The organism is Streptomyces sp. NPDC002032 (assembly GCF_042890765.1).
Lineage (GTDB): Bacteria > Actinomycetota > Actinomycetes > Streptomycetales > Streptomycetaceae > Streptomyces.
In genome coordinates this window covers 56,756-73,334 of sequence record NZ_JBIASM010000001.1, presented here as the reverse complement: position 1 = coordinate 73,334, position 16,579 = coordinate 56,756, and the positions used below count along the sequence as shown (strand labels likewise).

Below are 16,579 nucleotides of genomic sequence, written 5' to 3'. Positions count from 1 at the left end.
TAAACGCACAGCCGCGGCCCAAGTAGAATCCCTACACGTGACAGCCAAGCCCCGCATCCCCAATGTCCTGGCCGGCCGCTACGCCTCCGCGGAGCTCGCCGTCCTGTGGTCCCCCGAGTACAAGGTGACGCTGGAGCGGCGGCTGTGGCTCGCCGTGCTCCGCGCCCAGAAGGACCTCGGCATCGACGTCCCCGACGCCGCCCTCGCCGACTACGAGCGCGTCCTGGAGACCGTCGACCTCGCCTCCATCGCCGAGCGCGAGAAGGTCACCCGGCACGACGTGAAGGCCCGCATCGAGGAGTTCAACGCCCTCGCCGGGCACGAGCACGTCCACAAGGGCATGACCTCGCGCGACCTCACCGAGAACGTCGAGCAGCTCCAGATCCGGCTCTCGCTGGAGCTGGCCCGCGACCGCACGGTGGCCGTCCTCGCCCGCCTCGGCAAGCTGGCCGGCGAGCACGCCGAGCTGGTCATGGCCGGCCGCTCCCACAACGTCGCCGCGCAGGCGACCACCCTGGGCAAGCGTTTCGCGACCGCCGCCGACGAACTGCTGGTCGCCTACGACCGCCTGGAGAACCTGCTCGAGCGCTACCCGCTGCGCGGGATCAAGGGCCCGGTCGGCACCGCCCAGGACATGCTCGACCTGCTGGGCGGCGACACCGCCAAGCTGGCCGACCTGGAGCAGCGCATCGCCACCCACCTCGGCTTCTCCCAGGCCTTCACCTCCGTCGGCCAGGTCTACCCGCGCTCGCTCGACTACGACGTGGTCACCGCCCTCGTGCAGCTGGCCGCCGCGCCGTCCTCGATCGCGAAGACCATCCGCCTGATGGCCGGCCATGAGCTGGTCACCGAGGGGTTCAAGCCCGGCCAGGTCGGCTCCTCCGCGATGCCGCACAAGATGAACACCCGCTCCTGCGAGCGCGTGAACGGCCTGATGGTCATCCTGCGCGGCTACGCCTCGATGACCGGCGAGCTGGCCGGCGACCAGTGGAACGAGGGCGACGTCTCCTGTTCCGTCGTCCGCCGGGTGGCCCTGCCCGACGCGTTCTTCGCCTTCGACGGCCTGCTGGAGACCTTCCTGACCGTCCTCGACGAGTTCGGCGCCTTCCCGGCCGTCGTGGCCCGCGAGCTGGACCGCTACCTGCCGTTCCTCGCCACCACCAAGGTGCTGATGGGCGCGGTGCGGGCCGGGGTGGGCCGCGAGGCCGCCCACGAGGTCATCAAGGAGCACGCGGTGGCCTCCGCGCTCGCCATGCGCGAGCAGGGTGCCGAGCGCAACGAGCTGCTGGACAAGCTGGCCGCCGACGAGCGGATGCCGCTGGACCGCGCACAGCTGGACGCGCTGATGGCCGACAAGCTGTCCTTCACCGGCGCGGCGGGCGACCAGGTCGCGACCGTGGTCTCCCGCATCGAGGCCATCGCCAAGGAGCACCCGGAGGCCGCCGGGTACGCGCCGGGGTCGATCCTCTGACCCCCGACGAGCTCGAAGCCGCCCGCGACCGCGTCCTGCCGGACGTGGTCGCGGGCGGTCTGCGCGTGCTCTTCTGCGGGATCAACCCGGGGCTCATGTCCGCCGCGACGGGCCACCACTTCGCCCGCCCCGGCAACCGGTTCTGGCCCGTACTGCACCTGTCCGGATTCACACCGCGCAGGCTGGACCCGCGGGAGCAGGAGGAACTGCTCACCTACCGCCTCGGCATCACCAACGTCGTCGCCCGGGCCACCGCCCGCGCCGACGAACTGAGCGCGGAGGAGTTCCGCGAGGGCGGCCGGATCCTGACCGCGAAGGTGGAACGGCTGCGCCCCGCCTGGCTGGCGGTGGTCGGAGTGACCGCCTACCGCACCGCCTTCGGTGACCGCCGGGCGGCCATCGGCCCCCAGGAGCGCACCATCGGCTCCACCCGGATCTGGGCCCTGCCCAACCCGAGCGGCCTCAACGCCCACTGGACCGCGGAATCCATGGCCCAGGAGTACGCCCGCCTCCGCGAAGCCGCCTCCACCCCCTAGGGAGGGTCGACGACGGTGATCACCGCCACCAGGGCCCAGGAGTCCTGCTCGCCCCATCCCGTCACACAGGCCACCAGCCACCGGTCCTCCGCCCACCACAGATGGACGTGGTCGGTGCTGTTCCTCAGCTCCTCCCAGGGCTCCGGTATCTCCTGCGGCACGGCCGGCGAGTGCAGCGTGAAGACCGCCGGCGCACCCCAGAGCCCGGTCAGCGCCTGGGTCAGGGCCGCGTAGTCGGCGCTGATCTGGTCGGCGGCCTCGGCACGGCCCGCGCCGCCGTCCTCCCGGAAGTCCCGGGTCTCCTCCAGCCGGACCAGGTGGTGACCCGGGCCGCTGCCGTGCCGGCCCAGACGCACCGGCGTGTCCACGAAAGCCTGGGCCCGCAGCCGGTCGATCAGGTCGAGATGCTGTGCCGTGGTCATGCCGTCAGTATTCCGTGGCCCACTGACAACTGGCCCGGCGTCACGCGTCCAGCCGTCAGGGCCACGTGAGCGTCCGGGGATCGGGCGCGGTCCGCAACCGGGCCACCCGCCAGGCACGTTGTCCGGCGGGGAGGCCGACACCGGCCCCCGCGGGGAGGGTTGGAGGACGCGGGCCCGGCTGCCGCCGCTGCGCCTGCGCCGGCCGGACCGCACCCGGGCGGCGCCCACCGCCCACGCGTCCGGATCCGTCTCCCCGGCCTGAGGGGAGGGGCCGATTCCGGCGGATGCGGGGCTGCTCCTCGCCGCCGCGCCGGGAGCGCAGTACGATCCGGCTGACAGGGCCGCTAGCTGGGAGGACACACGTTGGGGCAGCTGACCGGCGGGGATCCCTCTCTGCTCAGACGGATCAATTCGGCCGTGGTGCTCCGGGCACTGCGCGCGGCCGAATCGCCGACACTCACCGACCTCACCCGGGTCACCGGACTTTCCCGCCCGACGGTCGAGGGGGTCGTCGAAGGGCTGATGGGCACCGGGCTCGTGGTGGAGGCCGGGGCCGAGGAGGGCGCGCGACGCCAGGGACGGCCCGCGAGGCGTTTCCGCTTCCGGGCCGAGGCCGGGCACCTGCTCGGCATAGAGATCGGCTCGCACCGGGTCGCGGTGCTGCTGTCCGGGCTGGACGGCCGCGTGATCGGAGCCGGGACCAAGGAGGTCGCCGAGACCGCGTCGGCCGACGAGCGGCTGGAGCGGGTCAGGACGGCGGTGGCGGATCTGCTGCGCCGTGCCGGTGTGCCCCGGGATTCCCTGCGGGCGGTCGGCGTGGGCAGTCCCGGCATCGTGGAGGCGGACGGCACCGTCCGCCTCGGCACGGCCCTGCCCGGCTGGACGGGGCTGCCGCTCGGGGAGCGGCTGCGGCGCTCGTTCCGTTGCCCGGTGCAGGTGGAGAACGACGCGAACGCGGCGGCGGTCGCCGAGCATTGGAAGGGCGCGGCGCGGGACACGGACGACATGGTGTTCGTGATGGCCGGGCTGAGCCCGGGCGCGGGCTCGCTCATCGGCGGCCGGCTGCACAGGGGCTTCGGGGGCGCGGCGGGCGAGATCGGCGCGCTGCACCTGCTGGGGCGCGAGGTGACGCCGGAGCGGCTGCTCTCCACGACGGGCGAACCGCTGCACCCGCTGGACGAGCCGGCGGTCGCCGAGGTGTTCGCGATGGCCAGGCGGGGCGACGCGCGGGCGGTGGCCGCGGTGGAGCGGTTCCTCCAGCGGCTCGTGCACGACGTGGCGGCGCTGGTGCTGGCGATGGATCCGGAACTGGTGGTCGTCGGCGGCTGGGCGGCCGGGCTGGACGGGGTGCTCGAACCGCTGCGGCGGGAGCTGGAGCGGTACTGCCTGCGTCCGCCGAAGGTGGCGCTGTCGCTGCTCGGTGAGGCCGCAGTGGCGACGGGGGCGTTGCGGCTGGCGCTGGACCACGTGGAGGAAGAGCTGTTCGCGGTGGAGAAGACGGTCACCGCCCGCCGCTGACCCGGCCGCCCGGTCCCCGGACCGGACGCCGGGCCCGGGCGGGGCCCGGCGGTGATCCGCCGGACGCGCCCTGGTCTAGGAGGCGGCGCGGGTTTCGGTGATCTCCACGCCCGCGTCGCCGAAGGTCAGGCGGCAGGTGTCGGCGCGGTACGTGGCCACGGAGACGGCGGCCGTGCCCTCGGTGGTGAAGTAGCGGGTGGTCACCAGCAGGACGGGGGCGCCGGGCAGCCGGTCCAGTTCCCTGGCGTCGTCCGCGCGGGCCGAGCCGAGCTCGACCGAGCGGTCCTGGCCGTCGAGGGTGAGCCGCTGGAGCTCCCGCAGTACGGCGCGCGCCCGCGCGGCTCCGGCGGGGCCGTCGATGGCGGAGAGCCCCGGCACGGACGCGGCGGGTACGTACAGCAGCTCGGCGGCGACGGCCTGGCCCTGCGTGACGCGGGTCCGGCGGACGGTGTGCACGGGCTGCTCGGCGGGGGTGCCGAGGAGCTTCAGGACGGCGGCGGCGGGGACGGCCTCGGCCACGTCCACGGGCTCCCAGCCGTCCGCGCTCTCGCCCGGCCAGCTGTGCCCCGTACTGCCGACCGCGACGCCCACGCGGGGCGGGGCGACGGTGGTGCCGACGCCCCGGCGGCGCTGGAGGCGGCCTTCGAGTTCGAGCTGCTCCAGGGCCTGACGCAGGGTGGCGCGGGCGACGCCGAAGCGTGCGGCGAGCTCGCGCTCGTTCGGCAGCACCTCGCCGACGGCGAAGTCCCGGTCCAGCGCTTCACTGAGCACGGTCTTGAGGTGCCAGTACTTCGGCTCCGGTACCGATTCGAGCTGCGTCGTCCCCACCCTGACTCCTCCTGCAATCGCCGCAAGCGCCGTGTCCGAGCGGCCGTTCCGCGCCGCAGTTCCGTGAAGTTCCGCGCCTTTGTTTATTAAAGGTTCCTGCACTATCCCTGCGACGATAGGACGGCGCACCCCCTTGGTCAAGACCAATCCTCGCCGCTTTGCCGGGCAGATCGGGCATATGTCGCAAGCCGTTCACAGGATGTTCTCGCTCGGCCCGCACCGGCCGGGAGGCTTGTGACCGGGGGCTACCGGGCGGTAATCATGAGGGCAGTCGTTACTGACGGCCTGTCTCACACGCGTCCAACCGACGAGGAGCAGCATGACCGCCACGGTCTCGTTCACGATCGATTCGCCGCTCGGCCCCCGTCCCACCACCGTCACCTACGCACGCGAGGGCGCGGGCGAGCCGCTCCTCCTGCTCCACGGCATCGGCCACCACCTCCAGGCCTGGCAGCCGGTCAGCGACGTGCTGGCCGCGGATCACGACGTCATCGCCGTGGACCTGCCCGGCTTCGGCGCGTCCGGCCCGCTGCCGGCCGGGGTCCCGTACGACCTGGCCACTGTCGCAACCGCCCTCGGCGCGCTCTGCGCCGCGCTCGGAGTGGAGCGCCCGCACGTGGCGGGCAACTCCCTCGGCGGGCTGCTGGCGCTGGAGATGGGCCGGCGCGGCCTCGTCCGCTCGGTCACCGCCCTGTCCCCCGCCGGGTTCTGGTCGCAGGCCGAGCGGCGCTACGCCTTCGGCGCCCTGCGCGCCATGCGGGCCGGCGCGCGGGCACTGCCCCTCCCCGCCCTGGAGCGGCTCTCACGCAGCGCCCTCGGCCGGGCCGCGCTCACGGGCACGATCTACGCCCGCCCGGCGCACCGCTCCCCCGAGGCCGTGGTCGCCGAGACCCTCGCCCTGCGGGAGGCCACCGGATTCGAGGCGACGCTGGCCGCGGGCGGTTCCGTACGGTTCACCGACGACGTGCCGGGGATCCCCGTCACCATCGCGTGGGGCAGCCGCGACCGGCTGCTGCCGCGCCGCCAGGGGGTGCGCGCCAAGCGCACCGTGCCGGGGGCGCGCCTGGTGAAGCTGGCGGGTTGCGGGCACGTACCGATGAACGACGATCCGGCGCTGGTGGCCCGCGTGATCCGCGACACCGCCCGCTCCTCGGCCGCCGACGCCGCCGCCGAGTCCACTGCCGCCCAGGCCGCCACCGCCAACTCCGCCGCCGCCATGACCGGCTGACGGCTGTTCATCCGGGGTTCGCGTGGGAGACGCGGCCGGTCCGGTGTGCGGCGGCACACTGGTCCGGCCCGCCCCCGCCGGCCCCTGGAGACGCACCGATGGCACCGATGCCGCACACCCGACGGTCCCTGCTCGGCGGTTCGCTCGCCGTCCCGCTCGGTCTCGCCCTGTCCACGGCGTTCGCCGGACCCGCCCTGGCGGCCGGCTCCGGGGCTCCGGCCTTCGCGCGCTCGGGCCGTCCGGCAGCCCTCTGGGGCACCCAGACCGGCGAGATCACCCCCCACTCGGCCACCGTGTGGACGCGCTCCGACCGGCCCGCGCGGATGTACGTGGAGACCTCCCCGAGCGAGTCGTTCCGCTACGGCGTCCGCCGCCACGGCGGCCCCTTCCTCGGGCCCGCCACCGATTTCACGGGCACCACCACCCTGCGCGACCTGCCGCCCGGGCGGCAGGTCCACTACCGGGTCGTGCTCGCCGACCCCGACGACCCGCGCCGCTCCGGGGAGCCGGTGCGCGGCACCTTCCGCACCGCGCCCGTCTCCCGCGCCGGCGGCGTGCGCTTCCTGTGGTCAGGCGACCTCGCGGGGCAGGGCTGGGGGATCAATCCCGAGATCGGCGGCTACCGCGTCTTCGAGGAGATGCGGCAGCGCGATCCGGACTTCTTCCTCTTCAGCGGCGACACGATCTACGCCGACGGTCCGATCCAGGCCGCCGTCCCGCTGCCCGACGGGCGGATCTGGCACAACGTCACCACGGAGGAGAAGGCGAAGGTCGCCGAGACCCTCGCCGAGTTCCGCGGGAACTTCCGTTACAACCTCCTCGACCGCAACCTGCGCGGGTTCTACGCCCAGGTGCCCGTCCTCGCCCAGTGGGACGACCACGAGGTGCGCAACAACTGGTACCCGGGCCAGCTGCTCGACGACCCGCGCTACACCGTCAAGGACGTCGACACCCTGGCCGCCCGGGCCCGCCGGGCCTTCGGCGAGTACTTCGCGGTCACCGACCTGCGCGGCGGGCGCGCCGAGGGGCGGATGTACCGGGTGGTGCGGCACGGGCCGCTGCTGGACGTGTTCGTGCTGGACATGCGCACCTACCGGGACGCCAACTCCCCCGGCCGCCAGAGCGACGACCCGGTCGGCATCCTGGGCGCCGAGCAACTGGCCTGGCTGAAGCGGGAGCTCGTGCGCTCCCGGGCCACCTGGAAGGTCATCGCCGCCGACATGCCGCTGGGCATCGTCGTCCCCGACGGGGCCGTGAACTTCGAGGCCGTCGCACAGGGCGATCCGGGGGCGCCGCTGGGGCGCGAACTCCAGATCGCCGAGCTCCTGCGCCACATCAAGCACCAGCACATCACGGGCACCCTCTGGCTCACCGCCGACGTCCACTACACCGCCGCCAACCACTACGCGCCCGAGCGCGCGGCCTTCGGCGACTTCGCGCCGTTCTGGGAGTTCGTGTCCGGCCCCGTCGGCGCGGGCGGCTTCCCGGCGGGGCGGCTCGACGCGACCTTCGGGCCGCGGACGGCATACGCGCAGTCGGCGCCCGTCGCCAACATGTCCCCGGCCGAGAACCCCCCGTACTACGGCGAGGTGGAGATCGACGGCGGCAGCGGGGAACTCACCGTGCGGCTGCGCCGCCAGGGCGGCGGCGTACTCTTCACCCAGGTGCTTCAGCCGGGTCGCGTGGGGCAGGCGTGAGGGCCGGGCCCGGGGGGACGGGGATGTCGCCACCGGAAATCCATCCGAAAACTGGTAGAAACCGGCCAGATCGACACTTAACCAGTCGGTCACAGAGCGTTCGTGATCACGCAACACCCCTGGGCCACAGTGGTCTGCATGACTGACCGCACCCCCGCCTCCGGCGCCCCCCGTCCGCACCGTCACCACTGGCGCCGCGACCTCGTCGAACTCGCCGCGATGTTCTGCGCCGTGGCGGTCGCCGACGGCATCGCGAACCTCGTCGCCCACGGCCCCGAAGGCCCCGTCCTGCTGGTCGCCTCGGCCGTCGCACTGCTGATCACGGCGGCCTTCCACACCTGGTGGGCCCGCAGGCACAGCCATGCGCCGCCGCCGGCGGACACGGCCCCCTCCGATCCCGCGCCGCGCCCGGCCGCCGGCGCGGCGACCCCGGCCGCCACCACCGCCACCCTCTGGCGGATGCGGACGACCGTACGCGACCAGCCGGGCAGCCTGGCCGCGCTGTGCACCGCGCTCGCCGGGCACGGGGTGGACATCCTGAACCTCCAGACGCACCCGCTCCCCGAGGGCGGCACCGTCGACGAGTTCCTGCTGCGCGCCCCGCAGGACCTCCCCTCCGGCCACCTGACCCGCTCCGTGGCGAGGGCCGGCGGCCACAGCACCTGGATCGAGCGCGCCGACGCCCACGACCTGGTGGACACCCCCACCCGCCTCCTCGGCCTGGCCACCCGAACCGCCCTGGACGCGGCCGAACTCCCGCTCGCCCTGCGCCAGCTCCTCGGCCGCTGCACCATCCACTCGATCCCCGCGACCACCCTCTCCGGCCGCCCCAACGCGGGCGCCGACGCCCCCGTCGAGGGGGTCCTGGAGGCGACGTCGATGCGGCTGCGCGACCCCTCGGGCGGTGCCATCACCATCGAGCGGCCCCACCTCCCCTTCACCCCGACCGAATTCGCCCGTGCCCGGGCCCTCGTCGAGCTCGACGCCCGTCTCGGCCCCCGCGTGCCGCGCAGCCAGGACGTCCTGACCCTGCCCGAGGGCAACGAGATCACCGTGCGCCGCGCCGACGGCGACGACGTCCCGGCCGCCCGCGCCATGCACGACCGGTGCAGCGAACGCACCCTGGGCCTGCGCTACCACGGCCCCGTCGCCGACGCCGACCGCTACCTGGGCCATCTGCTGAGCCCCCGCTTCGGCCGCACCCTCGCCGCCACCACCGCCTCCGGCAAGCTCGTCGCCCTCGGCCACCTGCTGTGGGACGGCGACGAGACCGAGGTGGCCCTGCTCATCGAGGACGACTGGCAGCGCCGCGGCATCGGCTCGGAACTGCTGCGCCGCCTCGTGGCGCTGGCCGTCGAGGCGGGCTGCGACAGCGTCTACGCCGTGACCCAGGCCTCCAACACCGGCATGGTCGCCGCGATGCGCGGCCTGGGCCTGCCCCTCGACTACCAGATCGAGGAGGGCACCCTGGTGATCACGGCCCGGCTGGACGCGACCCCGGTCCCCTCGCGGCGGCCCTCCGAACTGCCGCGCGCCCAGGCCCCGTACGAGCAGCGCAAGCAGCGCTGACCGCTCGCGCCTCCCGCCCGGCCAGCCCCGCGCCGCCCAGGAACCGGAGCCGTTCCCGGGCGGCGCGCCGGGCTCCGACAGGAGCCCCGGGCCGAACGGTGATGACGTAGGCCGTCATTCGTACGAAGATGGCCGCATGTCAGAGACCCTCCACAGTGACAGCGCAGCACGTCTGCCCCGTCAGGTCGCCGACGCCTACGTCGACGACCTCATCGCCATCGACCCGATCACGGGCACGTACCTCGGCATCGCCGCCAGCTCCGGCCGCCTGCCGGACTTCTCCCCCGCCGGCCGCGCGGCCGTCGCCGAGCTGTCGCGCGCCACCCTCGCCCGGCTGGACGCCGCCGAGCGGCTGCCCGGCGCCGACACCGACGCCGAGCGCCGGTGCGGCCGCCTCCTGCGCGAGCGGCTCAACGCCGAACTCGCCGTATACGAAGCCGACGAGGACCTCCGCGCGGTCAGCAACATCCACTCGCCCGCGCACTCCGTCCGCGAGGTCTTCACCCTGACCCCGGCCGACACCGACGAGGACTGGGCCGCGATCGCCGAGCGGCTGCGCGCCGTACCGGCTGCCTACGCGGGCTACCGCGAGAGCCTCGCCCTCGGTCTGGAACGCGGGCTGTACGGCAGCCCCCGGCCCACCGCCACCTTCGTCGCCCAGCTGACCACCTGGGCGGGCCAGGACGGGGACGGCGCCCGGGACTTCTTCGGCGCGTTCGCCGCCGACGGGCCGGACTCCCTGCGCACGGAGCTGGACGCGGCCGCCGCGGCCGCCACCGCGGCCGTGGCCGAGCTGCGCGACTGGATGCGGGACGTGTACGCCCCGGCCGTCGTGGGCGCGCCCGACCCGGTGGGCCGCGAGCGCTACGCCCGCTGGTCGCGCTACTTCAACGGCACCGACCTGGACCTGGACGAGGCGTACGCCTACGGCTGGTCGGAGTACCACCGGCTGCTCGCGGAGATGAAGGCCGAGGCGGCCAAGATCCTGCCGGGCGACCCCAACCCGTGGGACGCGCTGCGGCACCTGGACGCCCACGGCACCCACATCGAAGGCGTCGACGAGGTCCGCGACTGGCTCCAGGGCCTGATGGACGAGGCCATCGAGAACCTCGACGGCACCCACTTCGAACTCGCCGAGCGGGTCAAGCGGGTCGAGTCCATGATCGCCCCGCCCGGCGGCGCGGCGGCGCCGTACTACACCAACCCGTCGGAGGACTTCTCCCGGCCGGGCCGTACCTGGCTGCCGACGATGGGCCAGACCCGCTTCCCCGTGTACGACCTGGTCTCCACCTGGTACCACGAGGGCGTTCCGGGCCACCACCTCCAGCTCGCGCAGTGGACGCACGTCGCCGATCAGCTCTCGCGCTACCAGGCGAGCGTCGGCCTGGTCAGCGCCAACGCCGAGGGCTGGGCCCTGTACGCGGAGCGGCTGATGGACGAGCTGGGCTACCTCAAGGACGCGGAGCAGCGCCTGGGTTACCTCGACTGCCAGATGATGCGCGCGGCCCGGGTGATCGTGGACATCGGCATGCACCTGGGTCTGGAGATCCCGGCGGACTCCCCGTTCCACCCGGGCGAGCACTGGACGGTCGACCTGGCCCAGGAGTTCTTCGGGCTGCACAGCGGCCGGCCCGCGGAGTTCATCGAGAGCGAGCTGACCCGGTACCTGTCGATGCCCGGTCAGGCGATCGGCTACAAGCTGGGCGAGCGCGCCTGGCTGCTGGGCCGGGACAACGCCCGGGCCGCGCACGGCGAGTCCTTCGACCTGAAGGCCTGGCACATGGCGGCCCTGTCGCAGGGCTCGCTGGGCCTGGACGACCTGGTGGACGAGCTCTCGAAGCTCTGACCCCGGCCTCCGGCCACCCGGACGGGCCGCACGCCCGGACGGGCCGCACGCCCGGACGGGCCGCACGCTCCCCCGAGGGGCGGGCGGCCCGTCCGCGTACGGGAGCGGCGGCGGCTCAGCAGCCGCAGTCGTCGGAGTCGGTCGGGGCGGTGAGCGGGTCGGCTCCGGCGCGCCGCTCCGTGCCCTGCCAGGTTTCGACCTCGAAGCCCTCGCGGATCCAGTACTCGATGCCTCCGAGCATCTCCTTGACCTGGAAGCCGAGTTCGGCCAGGGCCAGCGCGGCGCGGGTGCCTCCGTTGCAGCCGGGCCCCCAGCAGTAGGTCACCACCGGCAGGTCCTTGTCGAGGAGCCGCTCGGCCTGTCCGGGGATCAGCGCGGTGGGCAGGTGGACCGCCCCGGGCACGTGCGCCTGGTCCCAGGAGGGGGTGGAGCGGGAGTCGACCAGCTGGAAGCCGAGCTCGGCGCCCCGCTCGCGATGGGCCGCGAAGGCCGCGGCGACGTCGGAGACGTCCGCGTGGAAGGCCAGGCTGGCGGCGAAGTACGCGGCCGCGGCGGCCGGGCTGGCCGGCGGGACCCGGAGCACGGGGTTGGCGGGGGGTGCGGCGGGGGCGGGGGATGCGGCGGCGGTGGCCTCGGTGACCTGCGGGTTCGTCGTCATGGCTGAAAATCTACGAATCCCTGATCCATTCGTGAAGCGAACTTCCCCGGCCTTCGCCTTGTTCCGCCGGGGATTCCCCTGCTAGACCTGCGCCATGACCGACTATTCCCCCGACGCCACCGACTGGCGCATCCTGGCCGCCCTCCAGCGGGACGGCCGGGCCAGTTTCACCGAGCTGGCGCGCACCGTCTCCATGTCCGCGAGCGCGGTCACCGAGCGGGTCCGCCGGCTGGAGGAGGCCGGCGTCATCAGCGGCTACACGGCGGTGGTCGACGCCGAGAAGCTCGGCAAGGCCATCCTCGCGCTGGTGCGGCTGCGCTATCCGCACGGCAACTACAAGCCGTTCCACGACTTCCTGGAGGCCACCCCCGACATCCTGGAGGCCCACCACGTCACGGGCGACGACTGCTTCGTCCTCAAGGTGGCGGCCCGCTCCATGGCGCACCTGGAGGAGATCACGGGCCGGATCTCGGGCCTGGGACCCGTCACGACGAGCATCGTCTATTCCTCCCCGCTGGCCCGGCGTCCGATCAGTCCGTGACCCCCGCCGTGCGGTGGCGCACGACCGAGCCGCCGCGCTGCTTGACGATCTCCAGCTGGGCCTGGACCCGGGTGCGCAGGTCGCCGACGTGGCTGACGATGCCGACGCTGCGGTCGCGTTCGCGCAGCGAGTCCAGTACGTCGAGGACCTCGTCCAGCGCCTGGTCGTCGAGGCTGCCGAAGCCCTCGTCGATGAACAGGGTGTCCAGGCGCATGCCGCCCGCCTCGTCGGTGACCACGTCGGCCAGGCCCAGGGCCAGGGCCAGGGAGGCGAAGAAGGTCTCACCGCCCGACAGGGTCGCGGTGTCCCGCTCGCTGCCGGTCCAGGCGTCCACCACGTGCAGCCCCAGACCGGAGCGCCCGCGTCCGCTCGCGCGGGCGTCGGAGTGGACGAGGGTGTAGCGGCCGCCGGACATGCGCAGCAGCCGGACCGTCGCGGCCGCGGCGACCTGCTCCAGCCGCGCGGCCAGCACGTACGCCTCCAGCCGCATCTTGCGCTCGTTGTCGGCGGAGGTGCCCGCGGTGAGCCCCGCGAGGCGGGCCACCCGTTCGTACGCCTCGCGCAGCGGGCCCAGGGCGCGCAGCTCCTGGCCCACCTGGCGGGAGAGCCGGTCCAGCTCGGCGCAGCGCACGCGGGCGGCGTCGACCGCCGATGCGGCGGAGCGCAGCCGGGCGGCGGTACGTTCCTCCGCGGCCCCGGCGCCGGCCGGGTCGGCCGGGGGCAGGGCGGCGGCCGCGGCGGTGTCCCGCTCGGCGCGGCGGTCGGCGAGCATGGCCTCCTCGGCCTGCCAGGCGTCGCCGCGGTGCTGGAGGGCGGTGCGTTCGTACTCGGGCAGCACCGCGTCGGCGGCCGCCTCGACCGTCTCGAACCCGGCCTTGAAGGCCGCGTCGGCCAGCTGGTCGTCGGCCTCCTTCAGCCGCGCGGCGGTGACCTCGGCCCGGCGCAGCGCGCTCGCGGCGCCGGTGACCATCCGGATCCGGTCCTCCAGGGTGCGGGCGCGGGCGGCGACGCTGGGCGAGTCCCCCCGTACGAGCACCAGCTCGGCTTCGAGGGAGGCCTGCTCCCGGTCCAGGGCCTCGCGCCGGGAGGCCCGGGCGGCGGCCCGGCGTTCGGCGTCGAGCCGGTCGGAGCTGCGCGCCTCGTGCTCCCGCCCGGCGCGGGCCAGGCGCTCGCGGGCGGCGTGCAGTCCCGCGGCGTCCGCGTGGGCGGCGGCGTGGCGGGCGCTCAGATCGGCGGTGAGGTCGAGGAGTGCGGCGGTGGTGGCCTCCCCGGCGGCGGACGCGGCTTCGGCCTCGGCCTCGCTGAGGGCGGCGATCCGGCGCTCGACGGCGGCCCGGCGCTCCTCGGCCTCCTCGGAGCGGGCGTGGGCGGCGTCCTCGGCGGCCCGGTCGACGTGCCCGGCGGCGGGGCGGGCCGGCGCCGGGTGCTCGGCGGACCCGCAGACCGCGCAGGGTTCCCCGGCGGTGAGGGCGGCGGCCAGTTCGGCGGCGATCCCGCGCAGCCGGGCCTCCTTCAGTTCCAGCCAGCGCTCGCGGGCGGCGTACGACTCCTCCCGCAGGGCGGCCAGCTCGGCGCGGGCGGCCTCCGCCTCGGCGGCCAGGCCGTCGCGCCGCCGGGCGGCGGTGAGCTGCATGCGGGCGGGCTCCAGGCGCCCCGCGAGCTGCTCGGCCAGGGTGGCGGCCTGCTGCGCGGCGTCGACCCGGTCCTGGAGGGCGGCCCGGGTGGCGTCCCAGCGGGCGAGCCAGTCGGCGGACTCCTGGTGCTGCTCCTCGGCGTCCCGGGACTCCCGCTCCAGGGTGGCCCGCTCGCGGCCGATCTCGGCGCTGCGCTGCTCCGCCCGCTGGGCGGCGCCGACCGCGCCGAGGTCCTCCCGCAGCCGCTGCTCGACGGCGGCGAGCTGTTCGGTGCCGGCTTCGGCCAGGGGCGGCGGGAGTTCGGCCCGGGCCAGGCTCTCGGCGTGCGCGGCGGTGAGGTGGGCGGCGGCCGCGGCCCCGCGCAGTTCCAGGGCGGGGGCCACGAGGGCGGCCCGGCGGGCCCGGTCCAGGAGGCCCCGTACCCGCTCGCGCTCGGGGGCGGCCTCCTCCAGCAGGGCGGCCCGGCGGGCGGTTTCGGCGTGGCGGCGCTGGAGCCGGTCGAGTTCCCGGGCGTCCTCGGCGGCGCGCCGGGCCGCGTGGTGGTGTCCTTCGGCGGCGGCGAGCGCGTACTCGGCGACGGTGAGCCGCTCCCGGGCGGAGCAGCGGGCGACGGCCGCCCAGGCCCGGACGGCCTCGGCGAGGCCGGGGTCGCCCGGCTGGTGCGCGGGCAGCGGCCAGGCCCGCAGGTCGGCGCTGTCCCCGGCGGCCTGGGCGAGCCGCTGGGCGGCGGCGAGCACCTTCTCGTCGCCGGTCCGCACCTTGGCCTCGGCGGCCCGGCGGCGCTCGGCGAGGAGGGTTTCGACGGCGGCGAAGCGGCGGGTGTCGAAGAGCCGCCCGAGGAGCCGGCCGCGCGCTTCGGCCCCGGCCCGCAAGAACTGGGCGAACTCCCCCTGCGGGAGCAGCACCACCTGGCAGAACTGCTCCCGGCTCATGCCGAGGAGCTGCTCGATCTCCTCGCCGATCTCCTGGTGGGAGCGGCTGAGCGCGCTCCAGCCCGCGCCGGTGTGCTCGCGCAGCCAGCTCTGGGCCTTGTCCTTGGTGGTGCCGGTGCCGCGCTTCTTGGGGCGGTCCTGTTCGGGGCGGCGGGTGATCTCCAGGCGGCGGCCGCCCGCGGTGAGTTCGAGGGTGACCTGGGTGGGGGTGCCGGGGGCCGCGTGGTCGCTGCGCAGGGTGGTGCCGGGGGCCTGGCGGGAGCCGGGCACGGATCCGTAGAGGGCGTAGCAGACCGCGTCGAGGACGGAGGTCTTGCCCGCGCCGGTCGGGCCGTGCAGCAGGAAGATCCCGGCGCCGGAGAGGGCGTCGAAGTCGATCCGCTGGGGTTCGGCGAAGGGCCCGAAGGCCGTGACCTCCAGCCGGTGCAGCCTCATCGGAGCTCTCCCTGAAGCCGTTGCCCGTGGGGGCCGTGTCCTTCGCCCGGGCCGTGTTCCCCGCCGCTGCCGGCTTCGCCACGGGAGCCGTGGTCCTCGCGGGAGGCCTGGACGCGGACCTCGTCGAAGGCGCCGCGCAGGACGGCCCGTTCCGCCTCGTCGGCGCCGCCGCCGCGCACGTGGGCGACGAAGTCCTCGGCGATCTCCTGGTCGCTGCGGCCCTTGAGGCGCTGGGCGTAGGAGGCCGTACCGTCCTCCTCGCGGCCCTCGGGGTCGAAGGCGAGGCTGAGGGTGTGCGGGAAGCGGGCGGTGAGGCGGGCCATCGGGTCCTCGGGGCGGACCGGGTCGGTGAGGGTGGCTTCGATCCAGCTGTCCTCGCGGCCGTCCAGGGCGGGGTCGTCGAGGAGCTCCGCGAGGCGTCCGCGCAGCCGGGCGAGCGGGCGCGGGACGGGGGTGTCGAGGCGCTCGGCGCCGATCTCCCCGGCCGGGCCCAGTTCGACCAGCCACATGGTCTTGCGGTGGTCGGCCTCGGAGAAGGAGTAGGCGAGCGGGGAACCGGAGTAGCGGACCCGTTCGTTGACCGTCTGGCAGCCGTGGAGGTGGCCGAGGGCGACGTAGTCCACCCCCTCGAAGACCTCCGCGGGCACGGACTCGACCCCGCCGACGGCGATGTCGCGCTCGCTGTCGCTGGCCTGCCCGCCGGTGACGAAGGCGTGGGCGAGGACCACGGAGCGGGTGCCGGGCGCCCGGCCGGCCAGGTCGGCCCGGATCCGGTCCATGGCCGCGCCCAGCACCGCCTCGTGGCTGACCCTGGCCGCGCCGAACTCGTCCTTGACCAGCGCCGGTTCCAGGTACGGAAGCCCGTACAGGGCCACGTCACCGTGTACGTCGGCCAGCACCACGGGGTCGGCGCAGCCCGCGGGGTCCGTCCTGAGGTGGATGCCGGCCCGGCCGATCAGCCCGGCGCCGACACCGAGGCGGCGGGCGGAGTCGTGGTTCCCGGAGATCATCACCGTCGGCACGCCGAGGTCGGCGAGCCGGTGCAGGGCCCGGTCGAAGAGCTCGACGGCGGGCAGCGGCGGTACGGCCCGGTCGTACACGTCCCCGGCGACGAGGACGGCGTCGACCCCGTGCTCCCGGACGGCCGCGACGAGGTGGTCGACGAAGGCGGCCTGGGCGCCGAGCAGGTTGACGCGGTGGAAGGACCGGCCCAGGTGCCAGTCGGAGGTGTGCAGGAACTTCACTCGACCGCTCCGACCCGCAC

General features: G+C 74.9%; 13 protein-coding genes. 8 read left to right on the top strand and 5 right to left on the bottom strand.

Translation table 11 applies throughout. From position 1 onward, the window contains the following. Nucleotides 1-37: 37 nt before the first annotated feature. Nucleotides 38-1,471, top strand: a complete 1,434-nt coding sequence (gene purB, locus ACFYYT_RS00360) for an adenylosuccinate lyase (protein WP_351830407.1) — start codon at nt 38-40, stop codon at nt 1,469-1,471. Next, nucleotides 1,468-2,007 carry a G/U mismatch-specific DNA glycosylase gene (mug, locus tag ACFYYT_RS00355; protein WP_351830425.1) on the top strand — a complete coding sequence of 180 codons (540 nt, stop codon included), beginning with the start codon at nt 1,468-1,470 and terminating at the stop codon, nt 2,005-2,007. The genes purB and mug overlap by 4 nt, the downstream gene beginning before the upstream one ends. Here the strand turns inward: mug and ACFYYT_RS00350 are convergent. Then, nucleotides 2,004-2,429, bottom strand: coding sequence for a hypothetical protein (locus ACFYYT_RS00350; protein ID WP_351830409.1), 426 nt, complete (start codon nt 2,427-2,429; stop codon nt 2,004-2,006). The two genes, mug and ACFYYT_RS00350, sit on opposite strands and share 4 nt — an antisense overlap. A 363-nt stretch (nt 2,430-2,792) precedes the next feature. Between ACFYYT_RS00350 and ACFYYT_RS00345 the strand changes: the two genes are divergently transcribed. Continuing rightward, nucleotides 2,793-3,947: an ROK family transcriptional regulator gene (locus ACFYYT_RS00345; RefSeq protein ID WP_351830412.1), complete on the top strand. Its 1,155-nt coding sequence runs from the start codon at nt 2,793-2,795 to the stop codon at nt 3,945-3,947. Between the two features lie 75 nt (nt 3,948-4,022). On the opposite strand, the gene ACFYYT_RS00340 is transcribed toward ACFYYT_RS00345, so the two are convergent. Further along, nucleotides 4,023-4,775 (bottom strand): GntR family transcriptional regulator, encoded by a 753-nt coding sequence (locus ACFYYT_RS00340; RefSeq protein ID WP_351830413.1) that lies wholly within the window; start codon nt 4,773-4,775, stop codon nt 4,023-4,025. Between the two features lie 319 nt (nt 4,776-5,094). Here ACFYYT_RS00340 and ACFYYT_RS00335 point away from each other — a divergent pair, with 319 nt between their 5' ends. From ACFYYT_RS00335 to ACFYYT_RS00320, 4 genes are all read left to right on the top strand, one after another. Then, nucleotides 5,095-6,003, top strand: coding sequence for an alpha/beta fold hydrolase (locus tag ACFYYT_RS00335; protein WP_351830415.1), 909 nt, complete (start codon nt 5,095-5,097; stop codon nt 6,001-6,003). A gap of 98 nt (nt 6,004-6,101) precedes the next feature. Then, nucleotides 6,102-7,700 carry an alkaline phosphatase D family protein gene (locus tag ACFYYT_RS00330; RefSeq protein ID WP_385321919.1) on the top strand — a complete coding sequence of 533 codons (1,599 nt, stop codon included), beginning with the start codon at nt 6,102-6,104 and terminating at the stop codon, nt 7,698-7,700. A 138-nt stretch (nt 7,701-7,838) separates the two neighbouring features. Continuing rightward, a complete protein-coding gene (locus ACFYYT_RS00325) occupies nt 7,839-9,269 on the top strand; it encodes a GNAT family N-acetyltransferase (protein WP_351830417.1) in 1,431 nt (476 codons plus the stop codon). Between the two features lie 136 nt (nt 9,270-9,405). Continuing rightward, the gene (locus ACFYYT_RS00320; RefSeq protein ID WP_351830418.1) at nt 9,406-11,115 is read left to right on the top strand and encodes a DUF885 domain-containing protein; all 1,710 of its coding nucleotides are present in this window, start codon (nt 9,406-9,408) and stop codon (nt 11,113-11,115) included. Between the two features lie 115 nt (nt 11,116-11,230). On the opposite strand, the gene ACFYYT_RS00315 is transcribed toward ACFYYT_RS00320, so the two are convergent. Continuing rightward, entirely contained in the window at nt 11,231-11,773 is a 543-nt protein-coding gene (locus ACFYYT_RS00315; RefSeq protein ID WP_351830419.1) for a rhodanese-like domain-containing protein, read from the bottom strand. 94 nt (nt 11,774-11,867) lie between these two features. On the opposite strand from ACFYYT_RS00315, the gene ACFYYT_RS00310 reads away from it, so the two are divergent. Then, complete coding sequence (locus ACFYYT_RS00310) at nt 11,868-12,314, top strand: Lrp/AsnC family transcriptional regulator (protein ID WP_351830422.1); 447 nt, start codon at nt 11,868-11,870, stop codon at nt 12,312-12,314. Here ACFYYT_RS00310 and ACFYYT_RS00305 read toward each other — a convergent pair. Beyond that, nucleotides 12,304-15,315 (bottom strand): AAA family ATPase, encoded by a 3,012-nt coding sequence (locus tag ACFYYT_RS00305; RefSeq protein WP_385364888.1) that lies wholly within the window; start codon nt 15,313-15,315, stop codon nt 12,304-12,306. The two genes, ACFYYT_RS00310 and ACFYYT_RS00305, sit on opposite strands and share 11 nt — an antisense overlap. Continuing rightward, nucleotides 15,312-16,559 (bottom strand): exonuclease SbcCD subunit D, encoded by a 1,248-nt coding sequence (locus tag ACFYYT_RS00300; RefSeq protein WP_351827492.1) that lies wholly within the window; start codon nt 16,557-16,559, stop codon nt 15,312-15,314. Before ACFYYT_RS00300 ends, ACFYYT_RS00305 begins: the two co-directional genes overlap by 4 nt. Nucleotides 16,560-16,579 lie beyond the last annotated feature (20 nt).

Bases quoted from the DNA above. Each gene is read 5' to 3' on its own strand.
- ACFYYT_RS00350 (WP_351830409.1), bottom strand. From the start codon at position 2,429: ATGACCACGGCACAGCATCTCGACCTGATCGACCGGCTGCGGGCCCAG.
- ACFYYT_RS00335 (WP_351830415.1), top strand. From the start codon at position 5,095: ATGACCGCCACGGTCTCGTTCACGATCGATTCGCCGCTCGGCCCCCGT.
- ACFYYT_RS00330 (WP_385321919.1), top strand. From the start codon at position 6,102: ATGGCACCGATGCCGCACACCCGACGGTCCCTGCTCGGCGGTTCGCTC.
- ACFYYT_RS00325 (WP_351830417.1), top strand. From the start codon at position 7,839: ATGACTGACCGCACCCCCGCCTCCGGCGCCCCCCGTCCGCACCGTCAC.
- ACFYYT_RS00320 (WP_351830418.1), top strand. From the start codon at position 9,406: ATGTCAGAGACCCTCCACAGTGACAGCGCAGCACGTCTGCCCCGTCAG.
- ACFYYT_RS00315 (WP_351830419.1), bottom strand. From the start codon at position 11,773: ATGACGACGAACCCGCAGGTCACCGAGGCCACCGCCGCCGCATCCCCC.
- ACFYYT_RS00310 (WP_351830422.1), top strand. From the start codon at position 11,868: ATGACCGACTATTCCCCCGACGCCACCGACTGGCGCATCCTGGCCGCC.
- ACFYYT_RS00305 (WP_385364888.1), bottom strand. From the start codon at position 15,315: ATGAGGCTGCACCGGCTGGAGGTCACGGCCTTCGGGCCCTTCGCCGAA.